Origin of the sequence: Leptospira koniambonensis (assembly GCF_004769555.1) — a bacterium.
In the GTDB taxonomy this organism is placed as follows: domain Bacteria; phylum Spirochaetota; class Leptospiria; order Leptospirales; family Leptospiraceae; genus Leptospira_B; species Leptospira_B koniambonensis.
Genome location: NZ_RQFY01000004.1, coordinates 576,517 through 595,850, shown reverse-complemented (window position 1 = coordinate 595,850; position 19,334 = coordinate 576,517). Strand labels below are relative to the sequence as shown.

At 40.0% G+C, this 19,334-nt stretch carries 17 protein-coding genes, 1 rRNA gene and 1 other RNA gene; 14 read left to right on the top strand and 5 right to left on the bottom strand.

Annotated elements, in window-relative coordinates:
- Nucleotides 1-17 precede the first annotated feature (17 nt).
- Nucleotides 18-305, top strand: a complete 288-nt coding sequence (locus tag EHQ52_RS06800) for a hypothetical protein (RefSeq protein ID WP_100722490.1) — start codon at nucleotides 18-20, stop codon at nucleotides 303-305.
- 198 nt (nucleotides 306-503) lie between these two features.
- Complete coding sequence (locus EHQ52_RS06795; protein WP_135614476.1) at nucleotides 504-2,561, top strand: AMP-dependent synthetase/ligase; 2,058 nt, start codon at nucleotides 504-506, stop codon at nucleotides 2,559-2,561.
- A gap of 61 nt (nucleotides 2,562-2,622) precedes the next feature.
- Here the strand turns inward: EHQ52_RS06795 and EHQ52_RS06790 are convergent, their stop codons facing one another.
- Nucleotides 2,623-3,471: an MBL fold metallo-hydrolase gene (locus EHQ52_RS06790; protein WP_135614475.1), complete on the bottom strand. Its 849-nt coding sequence runs from the start codon at nucleotides 3,469-3,471 to the stop codon at nucleotides 2,623-2,625.
- 79 nt (nucleotides 3,472-3,550) lie between these two features.
- On the opposite strand from EHQ52_RS06790, the gene ssrA reads away from it, so the two are divergent.
- Nucleotides 3,551-3,897: a transfer-messenger RNA gene (ssrA, locus tag EHQ52_RS06785) on the top strand.
- Between the two features lie 188 nt (nucleotides 3,898-4,085).
- Here the strand turns inward: ssrA and EHQ52_RS06780 are convergent.
- The 4 genes from EHQ52_RS06780 to EHQ52_RS06765 all read right to left on the bottom strand — a co-directional run bounded on the left by EHQ52_RS06780 (nucleotide 4,086) and on the right by EHQ52_RS06765 (nucleotide 8,277).
- On the bottom strand, nucleotides 4,086-5,021 hold the full coding sequence (locus EHQ52_RS06780; protein ID WP_135614474.1) for an alpha/beta hydrolase: 936 nt from the start codon (nucleotides 5,019-5,021) through the stop codon (nucleotides 4,086-4,088).
- Nucleotides 5,022-5,084: 63 nt separating this feature from the next.
- Nucleotides 5,085-5,969 carry a patatin-like phospholipase family protein gene (locus tag EHQ52_RS06775; protein ID WP_135614473.1) on the bottom strand — a complete coding sequence of 295 codons (885 nt, stop codon included), beginning with the start codon at nucleotides 5,967-5,969 and terminating at the stop codon, nucleotides 5,085-5,087.
- 8 nt (nucleotides 5,970-5,977) lie between these two features.
- Nucleotides 5,978-6,352, bottom strand: coding sequence for a transmembrane 220 family protein (locus EHQ52_RS06770; protein WP_135614472.1), 375 nt, complete (start codon nucleotides 6,350-6,352; stop codon nucleotides 5,978-5,980).
- Entirely contained in the window at nucleotides 6,349-8,277 is a 1,929-nt protein-coding gene (locus tag EHQ52_RS06765) for an adenylate/guanylate cyclase domain-containing protein (protein ID WP_135614471.1), read from the bottom strand. Before EHQ52_RS06765 ends, EHQ52_RS06770 begins: the two co-directional genes overlap by 4 nt.
- 93 nt (nucleotides 8,278-8,370) lie before the next feature.
- Between EHQ52_RS06765 and EHQ52_RS06760 the strand changes: the two genes are divergently transcribed.
- The 11 genes from EHQ52_RS06760 to EHQ52_RS06710 all read left to right on the top strand — a co-directional run bounded on the left by EHQ52_RS06760 (nucleotide 8,371) and on the right by EHQ52_RS06710 (nucleotide 19,267).
- Nucleotides 8,371-9,627 carry a pyridoxal phosphate-dependent aminotransferase gene (locus EHQ52_RS06760; protein ID WP_135614470.1) on the top strand — a complete coding sequence of 419 codons (1,257 nt, stop codon included), beginning with the start codon at nucleotides 8,371-8,373 and terminating at the stop codon, nucleotides 9,625-9,627.
- A 131-nt stretch (nucleotides 9,628-9,758) separates the two neighbouring features.
- Entirely contained in the window at nucleotides 9,759-12,101 is a 2,343-nt protein-coding gene (locus EHQ52_RS06755; protein WP_135614469.1) for a hypothetical protein, read from the top strand.
- A 7-nt stretch (nucleotides 12,102-12,108) separates the two neighbouring features.
- Nucleotides 12,109-12,942, top strand: coding sequence for an Fpg/Nei family DNA glycosylase (locus EHQ52_RS06750; protein ID WP_135614468.1), 834 nt, complete (start codon nucleotides 12,109-12,111; stop codon nucleotides 12,940-12,942).
- A 57-nt stretch (nucleotides 12,943-12,999) separates the two neighbouring features.
- Nucleotides 13,000-13,116, top strand: a 5S ribosomal RNA gene (gene rrf, locus EHQ52_RS06745).
- A 140-nt stretch (nucleotides 13,117-13,256) separates the two neighbouring features.
- Entirely contained in the window at nucleotides 13,257-13,418 is a 162-nt protein-coding gene (gene rpmH / locus EHQ52_RS06740; protein WP_016546812.1) for a 50S ribosomal protein L34, read from the top strand.
- Nucleotides 13,390-13,749, top strand: coding sequence for a ribonuclease P protein component (rnpA, locus tag EHQ52_RS06735; RefSeq protein ID WP_341867173.1), 360 nt, complete (start codon nucleotides 13,390-13,392; stop codon nucleotides 13,747-13,749). Before rpmH ends, rnpA begins: the two co-directional genes overlap by 29 nt.
- On the top strand, nucleotides 13,746-13,973 hold the full coding sequence (gene yidD / locus EHQ52_RS06730) for a membrane protein insertion efficiency factor YidD (RefSeq protein WP_135614466.1): 228 nt from the start codon (nucleotides 13,746-13,748) through the stop codon (nucleotides 13,971-13,973). Before rnpA ends, yidD begins: the two co-directional genes overlap by 4 nt.
- Nucleotides 13,974-13,975: 2 nt before the next feature.
- Nucleotides 13,976-15,829, top strand: a complete 1,854-nt coding sequence (gene yidC / locus EHQ52_RS06725; RefSeq protein WP_135614465.1) for a membrane protein insertase YidC — start codon at nucleotides 13,976-13,978, stop codon at nucleotides 15,827-15,829.
- Between the two features lie 22 nt (nucleotides 15,830-15,851).
- Nucleotides 15,852-16,562: an RNA-binding cell elongation regulator Jag/EloR gene (gene jag, locus EHQ52_RS06720; protein ID WP_100708504.1), complete on the top strand. Its 711-nt coding sequence runs from the start codon at nucleotides 15,852-15,854 to the stop codon at nucleotides 16,560-16,562.
- Nucleotides 16,563-16,568: 6 nt separating this feature from the next.
- Nucleotides 16,569-17,945 carry a tRNA uridine-5-carboxymethylaminomethyl(34) synthesis GTPase MnmE gene (gene mnmE / locus EHQ52_RS06715; RefSeq protein WP_135614464.1) on the top strand — a complete coding sequence of 459 codons (1,377 nt, stop codon included), beginning with the start codon at nucleotides 16,569-16,571 and terminating at the stop codon, nucleotides 17,943-17,945.
- A gap of 59 nt (nucleotides 17,946-18,004) precedes the next feature.
- Nucleotides 18,005-19,267, top strand: a complete 1,263-nt coding sequence (locus EHQ52_RS06710) for a malic enzyme-like NAD(P)-binding protein (protein WP_135614463.1) — start codon at nucleotides 18,005-18,007, stop codon at nucleotides 19,265-19,267.
- The last annotated feature ends 67 nt before the right edge of the window (nucleotides 19,268-19,334 follow it).

The following is a 19,334-nucleotide window of genomic DNA, read 5'->3' as shown; positions in this document are numbered from 1 at the left end:
CTATAGGAAGATCCATAATGAACCTATTCAAAAAAATTCTTGTTACCCTTCTTGTGTCTGCAATCGCTCTTTTCGGTTTCACCGGAGTTAGCGCACAAGAGACTACCGGCGACGCTCCTGCTAAGACTGAAGATGCTGGTGCTTCTAAAGCTGAGAAAAAAGAAAAGAAAGCTAAGAAGAAAAAAGGTAAGAAAAAACACCACAAGAAGCATAAGAAAGATTCCAAAAAAGGAAAAGAAGAAGGAACCAAGTCTGACTCTACTCCTGCTCCTGCAGAAGAAGGCGCTGGCGAAGAACAACAGTAATATTTTTCCTTTCTCACTCCGTTCGAGGTCCTCTCGAGCGGAGTTTTCTCTCTTTTATATATCTCTTCTTCAATTTTGCACTGCACCTACGCTTTGACTTCTTCTAAAATTTAGTTGACGGGTCGACTTCTCACATTAACGTAAACGCGCTTTATTGAGATAAGCGTAATATACCCCTTCTTCAAAGGAATAACTCCAATGTACAAGAATTTAGCAGACATGTACCTTAAGGCCGCCGAGTCTTTTGGGGACAGACCGGCGTTTTGGTCGAAGGATGAAAATAAAGAATATCAATCGACCAACTTTAGACAATTAGTAGATCTAGGTCTCTCTTTATCAGAGGCATTAATAGATCTAGGCGTGAAAGCCCGCGAACATATCGGTGTGTTAGCGGATAACCGTTTGGAATGGATCATCGTTGATGCGGGAGTTTTACTTTCGGGTTGCGCTAACGTTCCTAGAGGAACTGACGTAACCGATTCAGAGATGGAATATATCTTAACTCACTCCGAGGCTTCTGTAGTTTTCTTAGAAAACGATAAGATGTATGAGAAGTTCCTTAAGAACAAAGCCAAATTGAAAGGCGTTGAAACCGTCATCATTATGGACAAAGATAGCAAAACAAAAGCGAAAGGAGTTTTGCATCTTTATGACTTACTCGAAACAGGAAAAGAGTTAAGATCTAAAGGTAGTCATAAGACTGAAAAAAGGATCGAAGGTATCAAACCTGATGATCTATTTACTTTGATCTATACTTCTGGAACAACAGGAATGCCTAAAGGTGTAATGCTAATGCATTCCAACATGGCTCACCAGATGGAACATGTTGTTCCTTTGATCCTAAAAAAATCAGTGATTCGCGAAGACGACAGTATGTTGTCTATTCTACCTGTATGGCATATCTTCGAACGAGTTGTAGAATACTCTGCAATCTCTCTCGGGATTTCTACTTTCTATACCAAGGTTGCTGACCTAAGAAATGACCTCGCAAAAGCGAGACCTTCTTTCATGGCTTCTGCTCCAAGGGTTTGGGAAAGTATCTATACTGGGATTTACAATAAGATCAACGATCCTAAGCAGACTCCTCCTGTCCGTAAATTCCTCTTCAATACTGCGTATCTGTTCTCTAAGAACTTCAACGCAGGAGTTCGTTTCTTGACTGGAAAACAAGTGGATTATGAAAACCGTAATATCTTCCAATCTTTGGCACTTGCGGTTAAGGCGATTGCTCAAATAATTGTATTTGGACCATTCACAGTTACTTTGATCAGTGCAGCGGGATATTCTTATGTCAAGTTCGTAAAGCCTGAGTTGGCATTCTTAGCGCCAGTTCTGCTTACGATCGCGATTTTAGGACTTATCTTTAACTTCAAGACCTTAGATACTATCGTTCTTTCCAAGATCCGCCAAGCAACTGGTGGACGTCTGAGGGGAACCCTATCCGGTGGTGGAGCTTTACAGCGCCACGTAGATAATTTCTTCAATGATATCGGGCTCTTAGTGTTAGAAGGTTACGGAATGACTGAAAGTGCTCCTGTGATCTCAGTTCGTCATTACGATCACCCGATCATTGGTTCCGTAGGATATGTTGTTCCTAAAACTGAACTTCAGTTGAGAGACGATCATGGAAATGTTCTAACTCATATCAATGATCAAAGACAGATCCTTGCTGGAAAACTTGGAGTAAAAGGTATCGTTCATATCAAAGGGCCTCAAGTGATGAAAGGGTACTACAAAAATCCTGAAACCACTAAGAAAACCATTGTAGATGGATGGTTGAACACTGGAGATATCGGGTTCATCAACTACAAACATACTTTAACTCTTACAGGAAGAGCAAAAGAAACTGTGGTTCTTTTGGGTGGAGAAAACGTAGAACCGGTTCCAATAGAAAACCGTATGGACGAGTCTCCTTATATCAAACAATCCATGGTATTCGGTCAGGATCAAAAAGTTTTAGGAGCGATTATCGTTCCTGATATCGAAGTTCTACAGCCTTGGTTATCTCAAAACGGTATCGAAGCTAAGGACATCAAGGATCTGATCGACAATCCTAAGGTAATCGATTTCTATAAAAAAGAGATTAGAGAGTATAATAGTACTAAACACGGATTCAAATCTTTCGAATTGATCCAACATGTAGTGCTTGCTCAAAAACCTTTTGAGATAGGCGACGAATTAACGAACCTACTTAAAATGAAAAGACACGTGATTACTGAAAAATATCAGAAGCGAATCGATAAAGTTTATAAATAAGAAACTAGATTCTAATCAGTGTTTTAGAAAATCCCTCGGACTAAAAACCGAGGGATTTTTTTTAATCTAATTTATAAATCCTGGAAAAGATCTCTTCACCAAAAGATAAAACAGCAGGATCATGCATTGTTAAAATTTTAGTTCCACTCGAAGACAGGACAGAAACATAATCTAAAAATTCTTTATTATTAGAAAGGGAGAAGGACCCCTCCGAAGGAAGACCCTGACCTTGTTTGCAAAATTCTATCCAATAACATTCATCTCCTGTGATCAGAAATTTTTTACTTGGAGATAATAACCATTCTACTGCGACTGAACCTCGCGTATGTCCTCTAGTTAATAAGATCCGGAAGTTCTTAAAAACTTCTATACTAGAATTTAAGAATTGGACTTTTCCTGATCTTTCCCTTGCTAAAAGTTTCCCGCTTGTTGATCGATTTGTTTTTTTAAGAGAGTCCCAGTCCTCTGGCGTAATATAAATTTTTGCATTTGGAAAAAGCCCAATTCCACCAGAATGATCCAAATGAAAATGGGTAAGAATGATCTCTCCGATCATTCCTGGATTGATCCCAGCCGAGCCTAAAATTTTATCCGGTGAGATCCAATTATGGACCGTAATCTCAGGAGTAGATATGGAAGAAGTCCCTGTATCGATCAAAATATAACGTTTTTCTAATTTTATCAGATAGAATAAGTATACGATCTCAGATTCTCCATCTTGTTTGTCTGAATTTGTAAGCCGATTAGGATAGGATGATTTTCCAAGCAAAATTGCATAGAGCCCATCTTCCAATGCACCAGGAGGTAATCTGGAACCGGAAACTTCCTGACTTGGATTTTTGATTTTCGGGGAAGAAGAAGTTCCGCAATAGAACAATAAAACCGAAAATACTAGAATAAAAATTTTCAAAATCAAAGCACCAACGGATCTACTTTTTCTTGATTTCCTAACTAGCTCAACGGATTTTTAGTCTAATCATTAAATCTACGGGGACGAATTAGGTTTCGACTGTTGTAGTTAAGATGTGGTGGCATGTAGGGGTGAGGGGCCTCTTAAAAACCTTCAAAACTTTAAACGCTAACAACGAATTAGCACTAGCAGCTTAATCGCTACTACGGAAGAAAGGTTTACTCTCCCGGTGATTTTTCTTCTGCCTTAAACGGGAGACTTTTTAGATCGGTTTTCGGTTCACGATTTAAAGAGTATTTGGATCGAATAGGAAGGACACGCCTGCTTGTGGGCTAAGGCCTTTCGAGATTTAAAACATAAGACAAACATGTAGAGGCCCCATTAAGGCGCAATAGGACCCGGGTTCGAACCCCGGCGTCTCCATTGAAATTTTTCAAATAACTGAGGACCTGAGGGGTTCGAAGCGAGACCGTGAAAGCGGAAGCAGCGACCCTAGAAGCGTCGCGGATGCGTCCGAGCTACAGGATGTAGCGAGGCACCGGTCGAGACGGCGTGGAGCTTAGTCGAACACGAAGTGAGACTGCGTAACGCCGAACCCCCGCGTCTCCAAAGATTCATCGCAATCTATCCAAAAAGGCACTTACCCTTCTCTCATACTCGCGCGGGTTTATCTCCTTCGCCCCGCCATGTTCTCCTTTTTCTAAGAGCCAAAGTTCTTTCGGTCCTTTATAAATATTTGCTAAGTCCTGAGTTTGTTGAAAAGGAACAATCCTATCTTCTTTGCTATGAATAAATAAGATTGGCACTGACTTGGTATTCACCAAAGAACTTGCAGGACTTGGAGAAGTTTCAAAATTTCCTCTGATCTGAGTGAGTTTGATCAAAAGATAAGAAAAGAAAGCCGGAATGTCTTTCGCTGTGCCTGGAAATTCTAAGATCAATCTTTCAAAATTATACATTGGATTTTCAGCGATGACCGCAGTTAGTTTTGGCATCTCAGGCAAAGTGATCAGAATGGAAGAAGCTCCCACGGAACTTCCTAACGCGTAGATTCGATCATATTTCTCTGAAAGATATTGATATACTGATAGCACATCTTTGGATTCTCTGTAACCATAGCTTAGGCCAGGTGTTACACAATTTGCTTCTCCATGACAACCGAAATCGAAACTAAAAACGTCCAATCCTCTTTTTAGAAAGAAGTCGATGTGTTTTGTCATTTCTCTTTTATCACTTCCTCCTCCGTGTACTAAAAAGACTGCACCTTTAGATTTTCCTTTTTCAAAAGCACCTATTTTCCATATGGGAAGATCAAATCCATTTGTAGATGGTATTTTGAGTTCATCGAATTTGAACTCATTAGAATTTCTTAAATTTCCACATGATTTTCCCAAATACTTTTCCGTTTCAGGGCTGCATGCGGAGAAGTCTTGGTTATCTCTCCAAACAGGAAATAATAGTTGGTTACTCGCGGACCAGATCCCGAAGCTCATAAATATTGAGATAAGTAGAAGAATGGCCAAGAAGGACCAGAATAAGATACGTTTCATAAAACCTCTTTTGCTATCCTTATATCAAATGAGGTTTTGGAAATTGGACAGCTTGGGAGAATTTTATTTAGGAAAGACCTTTTTTCCGAGCTCTATTCCCAACTGAACGTTTTCATTTAGTAGGTTTGCATCTGTAGTCATTCTTCCTGCAGGAAGGGTTTTTTCAGGAGCTATAATTTCAAAGCGGATACCTTTAGGTGGATTATTCAATATTTCCATAGCTCGATTATAACGATTGAATCTTTGTTCTATAAATGCTTTTCCCATTTCTGGAAATTTAGGAAATGCAAGACTTCCCAATAACGGACTTGTAGGGCTTAATCTAAAATCCATTGGTTTTGTTAGAATGACTGTAATATCTTTATAACCTGCGGATAATACTGCTTCGACAGGGATAGGATCTAAAACTCCTCCGTCGGTATATTTTGCATTTTCTAAAAGGCCATATCCTTTGGTTGCAATTGGTAGAGAAGTTGCAGCCCTCAGAAGTGGAAAAAGATTTTGAGAAGTTGCTCTTATATATTCCGGCTGCAAGGTTTTGAAATTACTTACCACAATATAGAAGGGCACGGTCTTCTTTTGTTTCAGTACATCTACTTTGATCGGTACCTTCTCTTGAAAAATATGATCTATTAGATAATCTTGGTCTAATATTCTTTTGCCTTTAAAAAGATTCCAAAAAGAGATAAGATGATTTCCTGCTAATTCTTTTCTCCAAATATCCAAAGCTCTTTCAATATCTTCAGAAGAAGGATTTGGTTCTGTAACATAGTATGCGGAAGAACAAGAACCGGAAGAGACTGCAACGATCAGATCAAATTTGCTAGGCGGGTATATGGGAGCCATGGAAGAAAGAACTCCACCTGCAAAGGAACCTCTCATTCCTCCACCTTCTATGATCAGAGCTTTACCTTTTTTCTTTTTAGTAAATTTAGGAAGATACGACATTGGATAAACTACTTAGAATTTTTAGGACGTTTTCTAAACCAAAGCCAAGTAATGACTACAATACTAATTAGAGCACCTAAGAATTCTCTTCCGAGTTCTATATATGGTTTTTCATCAGTCATCTTTGCGGTGATCAGATTTTCGTTACCAGTTCGGACCCAATCAAAAAATCCATCAATCGTAGCTGCTATTTCAATTCCCGCCATACCTAGGATCGCATACAATAATGGAAGCTTATCCTTGTCGAACGCCGCAAGTATACAAGCTAAAGAAGAAGTAAAGTAGAGAAGCATCCAATGAAGTGGATCAGGATCATTATACTGGACTGCACCAGCGAAAATGAAATAAGCAGCTAAGAAAAGAGAAACTATTTTAAAGATCATATATTTGCACCATTAAACACCAATTTATAAGCCGGGGTTTCTTCGTTTATCCAGCTTTGATGGAATTTGACCCTTTTGACTTTCCAACCTTTTTCAGTCATCAATTGGCGGAGTTGTTTTTCTCTAAAGACTACTTCAGAAAATACTACTTCTCCTCCTTCTGCGATCGCTTGTAACTTTGCTGCAAAGTTTACTGTGTTTCCAAAATAATCTATATTACTATTTAGGTTCACTGCCAAACAGGGTCCTGTATGTAAACTGATACGGATCCGAATAGGTGTCTCAGTATTTTCTTCTGAGAAAAATTCTTGGAGTCTGACGGAAGCTTCTACCGCTGCGCTGGGAGAAGGGAAGGCAGCCATCACCGCGTCTCCAATCGTTTTCACAACTGCTCCTTGGAATTCTCTTACTACTTTATAAACTTCTACGAAATGATATCTGACTTCGGAGAATGCACCGGAGTCCCCTTTATTATAATAGAATTTTGTAGAACCTACTATATCCGTAAATAGGATAGTCTGCATTCCGATATCCAATTGTAGATCAGTAGAAAGAGCCTCTTGGGAGAATAGATCTCTGAAGTCTTGGAAATTGAATAAGTCAGTAGGTCTAAGACAATCTTGGTCTTCTTTTCTTTCTTCGATCACAAAACCTTTTCTGGAAGAAGATAAATTTTCCAAGATTAGTTTAGGATGATCCGCGATCTCTATCTGTTCTGGGGTCTCATCTGTTTTCCAAACTAAGGTTTCATTCGGGACTTCTTCTTTGATCTCTAGTAGAGAATAATTTTTCTCTCCATTCACTCTTAGTCTATAAACACCAGGAGAAAGTAGAAGTTTGGAATTATATGTTTCTCCAGATTCCAAATATTTCTGGAATCGAATATGGCTTTTGGTAGCTGGTTCCGCAGCACAGAACATTCTTTTTTGCACTTCTCGGATAGAAGGATGTACATGAAAAGTGATCTCGATAGAATTTAGCTGATTTGCTTCGAATTGTATCTCACAAACTTCGCAGGTATCCTTTGTAGGAAGATCCCCTAAATGTTGTGCTTCTGTTCTGACTCCTCTACAATGTGGGCATACCACGTCCCAACTCATTGTGAATAATCCCAATCTACACCCGTGTAAAAATACAAGGAGCAATTCCTTTTCTGGAATTTTCCATGCTTTGGATAATGATTTGATCCTGATCCGATAAAGATCGGATTCATCGGCATCCAAAATATAATTTAAAACTTTATCAACTAGTTCCCTGGGTTGTCCTTCTCTGATATAACCAACTCTAATCTGTTGCATCCTTGCAGGAAAGACTGGATTTTTTTCTGATTTGGATTCTTTGATTATACTTAATGCGCCTGGTCCTAACCAGCGATAAGATCTTGTTTTGATTACGTCTTCTACTACGCCTTTCAAACCTTTTCCATATGCTTTTTCTAACTGGACCATTCCGAACTTTAAAAGAGTTTTTCCGAGCCAACCTTTAGGGATCCAACCAAAGTAAACGAATAGTCTTGTGGAATCTTCTCCCAATGGATAAACAAGATATCTAACTCTAACATAGTGAGCGAATCCTTTGGAGTAAATGCGCGCATTATTGAGTTGTTTGCAGTATTCCCATTCCCAGGGAACTTCTTCCCATTCAGCAGGGATACCTGCGTTTTTGGACTTACCAAAAAGGCGACCGTTTATCTCCTGAAATTTCATTTCAGGAATATCTATCCTTTTATTAAAAGAAGAAGTGTCTATGAGCCAAGGCCATACTTCTTCTGGAGAAACTTCCAGATCGAATTTCCAAAGTTTTTCAATTGGTTCTCCGAGTGAGGTCCATTTTTCTTCCCAAGGATATTTTTCCAAGTAGGTCTGAAGGTCCAAGGTATTTGGATCCAACATATCAGCATCGTAGATGGAATCGATCGTTTGCATCGGTTTCTCCGGAGGGCAGAAGAATAAAAAAAATCCTTCCTCTCTTAGATTATCTTTTCGGCAGTTTTGCAAAAAGAAAAGTGGAATAACCTTATGGGCCAAGATTTCATTTTTTCCAAATTCGGAGCTAAATTCCGTAACCAAACAGGGATCGGCCAATTGATGGAGGACCTAGGTAATCTTTCTCTTGGGGTCTCCATGTTGGGTGGCGGAAGCCCCTCCTTAATCCCTGAGGTGGAAGAAGTTTGGAGAAAGATACTAAGCAAATTTTCAGAGTCTGGAGCCTGGGATTCTATTTTGGGTAAGTATGAAACTCCCACAGGCAAAGAAGAAACATTAGAAACACTTGCTTCCTTATTAAGTTCCGAAACAGGGACTTCGATCTCCAAAGAACAGATCGCGATCACAAGCGGTTCCCAAAACGCATTCTATCTTTTGCTAAATTTTTATTCAGGAAAATTCGAAGACGGCCTATTCAAAAAAATATTCTTACCAGTTTTGCCTGAATATATTGGTTACTTGGATCAACCTATAAATCCGGATTCATTCTCTTATTCTTTAGGCAAAGAAATTGCTACATCAGAAGATGGATTTCGTTACGAGTTGGACCCTTCTTCTTTTGATCGTATAAAAGAAGATCTTGGATGTGTGGTACTGTCTCGTCCTACAAATCCAACAGGAAGAGTTGCGAAGAAGGAAGAATTAGAAAAAATACTTAAGTTCGCGAGAAGTAAAAAAATCCCATTCTTATTAGATAACGCATATGGATTTCCTTTTCCAGGGATTGTATTCTCGGATGAGAAACTTTTTCATTCGGAAGGAATGATCCAAAGTTTCAGTTTTTCTAAAATAGGTCTACCTGGTGTCAGAACAGGTTTTGTTTTAGCAGATCCTGAAATTATAAAAGCATTAAATAAAGCGAATGCAGTTCTGAACTTGGCAGGCGGAAATTTAGGCCAATATATTGCTTTAGAATTTGTAAAATCCGGAGAATGGTTAAAACTTTCTCGAGACATAGTAAAACCCTACTATCTCCGAAAAAGGGAACTTGCAATTTCGTCTATCCGCAGAGAATGGAAGGGAAAATTAAAATATAGGATCCATGAAAGTGAGGGCGCATTCTTCCTTTGGGTCCAATTTGCAGGACTTCGCAAAAAAATTTCTGAAATATATCCCCTATTAAAAGAAAAAGGGGTCATTATCGTACCGGGTAAATATTTCTATCCGGTTACTAATTCAGGAGAAGGTTTCGGTGAGGATTCCATTCGCATGAGTTTTGCTAGAGAAGATTCGGAAATCCAAGAAGGAATACGAAAAATAGGCGAAATTCTAAGTAATTATACGCATTGATCCGATCTAATTTCAGCCAATACTAAGTGGAATAAAATTGTTTCATTCTCTCTTTCTTTTAGAGATCTTGGTTGGAAGGAAACAATAGAAAATTTCCTAACTCGGATTGTTGTTTCGATACGGTGCAAAACATGGAAACCTTGGAGCAAGAAATATCCTTTGAGGAGCTGGCTTCTAGTCAAAACAAGGCCCCGGACTTGGAGGCCCTGGCACCGGATTATATCTTCTTAAATGACGGAGCTGTAGGACTTTCTGCGACAGCTCGTTGTATTCTGGACGAACTTCGAGACTGGCATAAAAAGACAGAAAAACACGGCTCTAAAAGTGTTCATCCGTCTTATCTTCTTACCCTGGATAAACTAGGGGAACTTCTGAACAAATATAGGAACTTAAGCGAACAAGCAAAGTCTCCTTCTTCTGTTGATATGGCTCTTCGTCAAGTGATGGATTTAGAAAAGAGGGGAAGAAACAAATCCGCTCTGGTCTATCCATTCTTGGTCCGAAATGGAAACAAGGTTTTGGCTAGGATCTCACTAGCTTCTCCGCAAAAAGAAGCGAAGACTGATGTTACTCCTTTCAGAAAGGCATGTTTTTCTTTTTCAGAAGAAACAATTGATCTTATCTTAAACAATAGAGCAAAAAAACCAAGAGTTTTGGAAGAAGATCGTCCTGGAGCGATGCTTCTTCATAAAAACAAAAGCGGACAGATCTGGCTATATCCTAAACTTGCTTCTTTACAATCTGAGATGGCAAGTCTTATAAGACGCGGGTTCCAACCTTATAGTTATATTCCTATGAATGATTTTCTCGCCGACTTTGCAAACTACGCAAAGAATAAAGGCGCGGTAGTAGAAATTCTTCCTGACTATCATTTGATCTTGGATGATTTACAACTCAATCCAGATGGAACGTATGTAAACCAACCGGAAGTGATCGCACATTATAGAGCGCAAAGTGATGCTCTAGAAGTATTCGCTCTTACTTATCTTAAACAGCTTGCAGAAAGAGCGGGATACAATCTGTTCCGAGCTCGTATCCAAGACTTTGAAACTCTTCATGGAAATGCAGAGCCCGGCAAAAAACAAAACAGTGAAAAGGTAGAAGCACTCATCCAACTTGTAGAAGATTTTCCTTTCGATAAGGAAAAGGATGATCTTGGAAAAAGAGTCGCAGAGACCTGCCAGCAATCTGTTCGAGTCATCCGAAAGCTGATCCAAGAAAAAGCACTTTTGGGCGAAAGAAAGATAGAGGGCGCCTTCAAAAGTTTGAAGAACCGTCTGAATATCCAAGCCAAGGAACATTCTCAAAACAATCTGACTCTTTATAGATTTGTTCCGGAAAAACGTTTGGATGCCGTGGGTATAACCGATCCTGAACTTGTTTCTAAATATACGAACGATATCATTGCTGATCTAAAAACCAAATTCGGTTTGAAAGAGGTCAAGAGAGAAGACGGAACCACTGAAGTTTACGTAGTCGATCCAGGTTATATGGCTGCGGTTTTACATAAGTTAACTGCTGATGCAAAAGTAAGTCCAGCAGCCGAAAAAGAACTTAATATAGCAAAAGAGATCCATGCCTCATTAATCAGTTCTAAAAACCCTGCACTCAATTCAATGCTCAAAGCGGATTACATAGTAAAACTACAACAAGACGCAGCTCTTATGGAAAGAGAAGTAGAAGACCGCCAGAAAAGTGAAGCACTCGCTAAGAAGGTGAATCTTTCTATGGGACTTTTGGGTTTTGTAGGAACAATGCTCTTTTTCCTAATTGCGAGCGTTCATTTTAATGCGGCGGGTGTCATTCTGGTTGGACTTCCTGTTGCACTTGTGATCGGTGGACTGCTTGCTGTATTCTTCAGAGATAGAGATAAATCGGATATCGGTCCAGGTGGAGTCCCTAAATCTTCCGGCGGTGGTAGTGGTTTCGCTGCAAGTTATTCCGGAATATCAACAGTTAGTGATTATTATCCGAGCAGCGACGATGACGATGCTGACGAACATTTCGGAAAGGCAGAAAGCCCTAAAGAGAAGAAAGTAAGCTTGATCGCAAAAGGTGCAGAACGTTTTGTCTTTCCGAACAGATTCACTAAGATCCAAGATAAGATCCACGATTCCAAATCTATGCGCAAAAAGATCTGGGATAATATAGATAATATCCGCCAATCAGTGGCTCATCTTAGAACTGAATCAGATGATGATAAGGTAGCATCTACTGTCGAATACGCACTTCTTCAAAACTCTGCTACAATAGCGATACCTGATGAGATTGTTCCGGTCGGAATGCCGAGCACTATCATTCTAAGTCACACTGACTTAAAGGCTCCTTTGATCAGAGATCAAATCTCTGAATTTTTAAGGAACGAAGCCCAAAAGAAAAAATATGATAAAAAACTTGTTAAATATTATACTTTCCTAATTAACACAATAGAAGTAGAATATTATAAATACCTTCCTAGCCGTAAAAAGAAATAGGGATAGTATGCCTGAACTTCCGGACCTGGTTATTATTCGAGAACGTCTTCTAAAAGAACTTCCTGGAGAGATAATCCAAGAGATAGAGATCTTAGATCCCCTAGTAGTTCGCAATCTTAGCGGCGGAAAATCAGAAACTTCTTTTATAGGTTCTACATTCGAAAGTTTGGAGAGAACAGGACCTTTTCTGAATTTTAAATTCGGCCCAAGGAATATTGTCATTCATCCAATGCTTGCCGGCCGATTTTCCTTAGATCCAAAATATAAGAAGAAGGATCTGGCGGTTCGGTTCAAATTTCAAAACAAGATCCTGAACTACGCAGACGATGTTCATATGGGAAAGGTGTATTTTACAGAACCTGAATACTTCCCCCAGATCCCTAAGTTTTCTGACCAAGGAATAGACCTTCTTTCCGAAAACTTTACCCAGGAAGAATTTTTAAAAAGAATAGAGAAGAATCGGCAGCAAACCCGTGTCTTTCTCATGGATCAGACCAAACTGAGCGCTCTTGGAAATGCGTATGCGGACGAGGTACTTTTTGATTCTAAGATCCATCCCAAAACTCCATGCAATAAACTTTCGGAAGAAGAAAAGATCCAACTCTATCAGAGTATCAAATCTGTATTAAATGATTCTATAGATTATATTCGTAAGAAACAGGCACCTTTGGATTTTAAAGTCAGAGACCATGTAAAGGTCCGGAATCGGAAGAATGAACCATGTCCTCGCTGCGGGACAACGATCCGCAGGGCGAATGTTTTGGGTCACGATTCCTTCTTCTGTCCAAATTGCCAGAGAGTGCCTGGAGAACAGTTCATAGATTGGAATAAAACTCTCTGAACCGGAAATAAATCGAGCTTGACAGTACAAGCAAATTTTTCAAACTGTCCATAGATTCTCGGTGATTATAGAGAGAGGGTCACACCCGTTCCCATCCCGAACACGGAAGTTAAGCCTCTCATCGCTGATGGTACTGCATGGTTCGCTATGTGGGAGAGTAGGACGTCGCCGGGTTGCCATTATTTATTCCATTATATTTAATAGTGAAAATCCGTCCAAGAAACGGATTGACCCTCGGTTCTCCGGAAAAAATGTAAACCGGTAAGACCGATCAAGGGTCTTAAAGACGCAATCTTAGAGATACAGGGAACCATATGAGAAGAACATACCAACCCAGCCGGATTAAACGTGCCCGTACACACGGATTCCGCGCCAGAATGGCGACCCCCGGCGGAAGAAAAACTCTTTCCCGCAGAAGAGCTAAAGGCCGTTATAAGTTAACCGTTTCTGACGAAAGAACTGGTAAAAAATTCTAACGAAACCCATATAGAAGAGACACTTACATCTAAGAAGGACATCCGGGAGCTTTTTGCTTCCGGAAAACGGGTAACCAATCCTCCTCTCACGGTGATTTATCGGGGAAACGGCCTGGAGCAAAACAGGTTTTTATACTGCCCTGAACGTTCGGTCGGAAAGGCCGTTCGCAGAAACCGGATACGGAGAAGATTAAGAGCCGCCGTGGCTGAAACGGCAGGCTTTTTTCCAAAGGGTTTCGATATCGCGATACTTGCGAAACCGAGCCTATTCGAAAAAGATCATACCGAACTTCTGACTTGTTTGGGTCAATTAGCTCGTAGATTAAAATGAACCGACTCGCCATCTTTCTGATCCGAATTTATAAACGTTGGATCTCACCTATTCTTCCGCCTTCCTGCAGATTTCATCCTAGCTGTTCTGAATATGCAATGCAGGCCTTTCAAGAATATGATTTCTTGTCGGCTACTTATCTAAGCACAAAACGAATTTTAAAATGTAATCCACTCTTCGCCGCTGGCGATGATCCTTTACCACCCAACCCTAGAAGGAATTAGGAATGGAAGATAGACAAAACAGACTTTTTCTCGCGTTAATTTTATCCATGGGAGTTTGGTTCTTAGTAACCTATTACTTCAACCCGGAAGCAGGAAAACCGAAACAACAACCCAAAACGGAACAAACTCCTGTTGAAAATAAGGAAAACGTAAAACAGGAAACTAAGGCCGAACCTAAACCTGTTACTACAGTTACGAATGCTAAAGATATTAAAACTTTTACATTCAAGACTGAAGCTCACGTAGTTGTTCTTTCCAGCTTAGGTGGAAGGATCGATAAATTCTATATTAAGAATTACAAGGACGTTGAAGGAAACGAGATCAATATTACCAGAGCCGATTTCCAAGAGATCGAAGTAGAAGGTGAGAAGATCAAGGCGATTGAACTTTCCAGAGGAAAAGGTTTCGACTTCAACTTCTCCCATAGAAAAGAAGATGTGGCCACTTCAGAATGGAATCATCTGAATTTTAAAGCAGAAGAAAACAAAGAAGATCAGAGTGTTACATTCACTGCTACAGAGAAAGGTGTTCTTCTTAAAAAAGTATTTAGATTCTTCCCTCGTGAAAATTATTTTAAAACAGAAATTACGATCACTAACCTCGGAAAAGAAAAACTCTATTTCGGGGATCGTAATACTCCGGCTTACTTAAGAACTTTTGGAAGTTTAGGACCTCTTCCTTTAAACAGAGAGGCAAACACTCAGGAGCTTTCTAAATTCTTCCGTGTATATAGAATGGACGGAAGCGAAAAAGACTTCGCTGACGGTGGAGACGCTTGGGGATTCTGGGAAGGAATTCGTAACTTCATCTTCGGACATCCGAACGGGAATGAATTCAATAAAGAGGTTTGGAGCAGCGGAGAAGGTGTGGACTATGTTGGTACCGGTAGCCGTTACTTCTTAGCAGCATCTGACACCTTAAATCATCCTGCAGAAGGAATTCTTTTAGATAATAGAAAGAAAAACGAAACAGGAACTGTTTTAGCTTATTCTAATATAACTTTAGATCCTGGAAAAGAAGAAACTCTTGAATTCGCAAACTATGTTGGGATTAGAGAATGGGACGGGATGTTATTTAGAGATCCAAAATTGGATCCTTTCAAAAATCCTAAGTCCACTTTTATAGGTTTAAGTGCCGACCTTAACAAATCATTCAACCAAGGTATTTTTACCCCGATCCGAAACGGTATTGTTTGGTTCTTACAACAATCTTATAAATATACCATCCCAAGTTATGGTTTCGGTATTCTACTATTTGCGTTAGTATTCAAATTAGTCTTCTATCCTCTCAACCAAAAACAGGCAGAGGCAATGAAGAAGATGAGTGCACTTTCTCCTGAACTTAAAAAGTTAAATGAGAAGTATGCTAATGATCCGGCCAAAAAACAAGAGAAGATGTTGGAGTTATACAAAAAGCATAATATGAATCCACTCTCTCAGTTGGGCGGATGTCTTCCTATGTTGATCCAACTTCCAATCTTCTTCGCATTGTATGTTGCATTTGCAGATACAATCGATCTTTGGAAGTCTCCATTCCTTTGGATCTCAGATTTGAGCGAGCCTGATTTTATATGGACTTCTCCAGCGATCCCTTATCTCGCTGCGGCTGGACTTTCTATTAACTTACTAGTATTATTGATGGTTGGAACTCAGTTCCTTTCTATGAAACTGACATCGGTGCAAACTGACCCGAACCAAAAAATGATGATGTATTTAATGCCAGTTATGATGGTATTCTTCCTCTGGAGTATGCCGTCTGGACTGACATTGTATTGGACTGTGACTAACGTCCTTTCCATAGCTCAACAGTGGGTAACCAATATTCGTAAGAAAGACGAAACCCCTGTAAAAGTGTGAATTCATATATCGAGGATACGATATGGAAAACTATATTTTCGAAGCCGAAGGAAAAACAAAAGCCGAGGCTGAAGAGATCGCGTTAGAAACCTTAAGATTAGAACCCGGAGACATTCGTTTCGAAACTGTCGAATCCGGTAAGTCTGGATTTTTAGGTTTAACACAAAAAAAACCGGCAGTTGTTCGAGCATTCGTTTCGAACTTCGATATTCCGGCTGAAAAGATCATTCACGGAGTAGTACTTACACTTCTCCGCAAGATGGGAGTAGAAGCGGAAGTTGTCGGAATGGGAGATGTGGATGGAAAGATCTATATAGAACTTACCAGCCGCGAGTCCGGACTGATTATCGGAAAGAGAGGAGCAACTTTAGACGCTCTTCAATTTTTGGTAAACTTGATGGTAGATTCTAAGATCCGCCACGGTCGTAAGATCGTATTGGATACTGAATCTTATAGAGACAAAAGAGAACTGTCCTTGATCAGATTGAGCAAGTCAGTAGCTTCTTCTGTAGCAAAATCAGGTAAGTCCAAATTACTTGAGCCAATGAATCCTTTCGAAAGAAGGATTGTTCACATGGCTCTTCAAGAGAACGAGAAAGTTTTCACCAGATCGGAAGGAAATGGAACTTATAAAAAAGTTCGAATCATTCCGATGAAAGACAGACACAAGTACAAAGACGTCGTCGAAAAAAGTCCTAACGGGGACTTGCTCGAGGAAGTAAACGACTATTGATCAGTCGTGGCTGATACTATAGCAGCTATCTCCACAGCTTCCGGCGCCGGTGCCATTGGCATTCTTCGGTTATCCGGACCGGAAGCACTTCCTATCGCTTATAGGCATTTATCCTTTTTTGAGGGAACTCTTCCTCTTTCTTCCATCAAACCTCGTAACGCGTATACCTGTCGTTTTGTAGATGGGGAAAAAAAATTAGACCAAGTAGTTTTTATCTATTTCGCGGGACCGAATTCTTTTACTGGAGAAAACCTATGCGAGATACACACTCACGGAAATCCGATCTTACTCAGAGAAGCTTTAGAATGTTTATTTCGTTCTGGAGCGAGACCGGCCAAACAAGGTGAGTTCACTAAAAGAGCATTCTTAAATGGTAAAATAGATCTAAACGAAGCAGAAGCTATCGGAAGAATTATAGGTGCTCGTTCCAGATTTGAATTGGAGCTGGCCCAAAAAAATGCATTCGGAGAAATTTCCAGACTCGCCTCAAATCTAAGAAGCCAATTGATCTCTCTTAAGGCGGAATGCGAAGCTGAGATCGATTTTTCTACAGAAGATCTTACTTTCGAATCCCTTGAAGAAAGAAAAAAAAGAATTCGTTCTATTTCCAATATTTGTTCTAACCTTCTTAAAAGATCCAGCGATACGGAAACTCTATTGGAAAGAAGCAGAGTCGTATTGTATGGAGAACCAAATACTGGCAAGTCCAGTTTGATGAACCTGATCCTAGGAAGAGATCGTTCTATCATTTCTGAAATTCCTGGAACTACTCGAGATTACATTAGTGAGGACCTTTTACTTTCTGGAGTTCCCATTCGACTTATTGATACAGCAGGTGTTAGAGAAACCGGCGATAAGATCGAGAAGATGGGAATTGAAAGAAGTGAGAAAGAATTCTCCCAAGCAGACGTAAGGCTTTTTGTGATAGATGTCTCTCAAAAGAATGATTGGGACAAGTTTGCAGAAGAGAACAGATCTAAGTTAGAAGGCGCCATAGTTGCAGCAAATAAATCAGATATAAGAGATCCAAGTTGGGATCCTCACTCTATCTTAAAGAAAAATTATCCCGGCACAGTCTTGGTCGAAGTTTCCTGCAAATCTAGACAAGGTCTGGATACTTTGGTATCTGAAATCGCCACTAAACTACAAGGTTTAGAAAGTTCAGAAGATTATGTCCTTTTGGAAGAAAGGAACAGATTTCATTTTTCTTCTATCACTCGAAGCCTGGAAAACTGTCTGACTTTAATGGAAGAAGGCGCTCCAGCTGAGATTTACATCAAAGAAATTGATTCCGCGTTGGAACAAATCGGGGAAGTAAATGGAAGAGTGGACACCGAAGAAATTTTAGGAAGAATTTTTAGTAAATTCTGCGTTGGGAAATAAGCTCTTTCAGAAATAGAATAGAACCTAGGCCCGATCGTCGAAAAATTGGTTTTATCGTTATGAGAGAAAAATCCCTCGAATATCATTCCCTTCATCCAAAGGGTAAAATACAAGTTGTTCCGACAAAGCCGACTAGAGATTCATTCGACTTATCATTAGCATACTCACCGGGAGTTGCTTATCCTTGTCTGGAAATTAAAGAGAATCCGGATCTGGTGTATGAATACACCAACAAAGGGAATCTGGTAGGAATTATCACAAATGGAACCGCAATCTTAGGTTTGGGAGATATCGGACCAGCCGCAGGAAAACCTGTGATGGAAGGTAAAGCGGTACTTTTCAAAAAATTTGCTGGGATAGACGTCTTTGACATAGAAGTAGATGCCAAAGATCCGGATGATTTTATTAAAGCAGTCAAAATGCTTGAGCCTACTTTCGGTGGGATCAACCTAGAAGACATCAAGGCCCCTGAAAGTTTTTATATAGAAGAAGAACTCATTAAAGGGATGAATATCCCGGTCTTCCATGATGACCAACACGGGACAGCGATCATCACTGTTGCAGGGTTGCTGAATGCATTCGAGATCAATAAAAAACGTCCTAGCGATGTAAAGATGGTGGTCTGTGGGGCGGGAGCCGCAGGGATCGCAATTGCAGAATTAGTCCAACATATTGGTATCAGAAAAGAACATATCTTCTTAGTAGATACAAAAGGTGTGATCCACACTGAAAGAACCGATCTAAATTCTACCAAACAAAAATATGTCCAAAAGACAAACGCACGTACTCTTGCAGATGTCATGCAAGATGCGGATATTTTTGTGGGAGTTTCGGTAGCAGATATGGTAACCGAAGACATGGTAAAATCCATGGCTCCAAATCCAGTTATCTTTGCTCTTGCAAATCCAGATCCTGAAATTCCTTACGCTATCGCTAAAAAGGTTCGCCCTGATATTATCATGGGAACTGGAAGAAGTGATATGCCGAACCAGGTGAATAACGTATTAGGTTTCCCATTTATTTTCAGGGGAGCTTTGGACGTAAGAGCTAAACATATTACTCTGGAAATGAAATTAGCAGCAGCACGTTCCTTAGCAGAACTTGCTAGGATGGAAGTTCCAGATGCGGTTAGTCTTGCTTATGGCGGAGAAAAATTCGTTTTTGGCCCTGATTATCTGATCCCAAAACCTTTTGACCAAAGGGTATTATACCATGTGGCTCCTGCAGTTGCAGAAGCGGCGGTCCAAAGTGGGACGGCGAGAAGGCCTTATCCTGGACGGGAAAATTACGTTTCTTTCTTAGAAGGTTTGATGAGGTCTTAAAGACCTCTTTTCGGGAATCTTTAGAATTTAACGTCTAAACCCTTAGAACTTGCTCAAGAAAGCATGT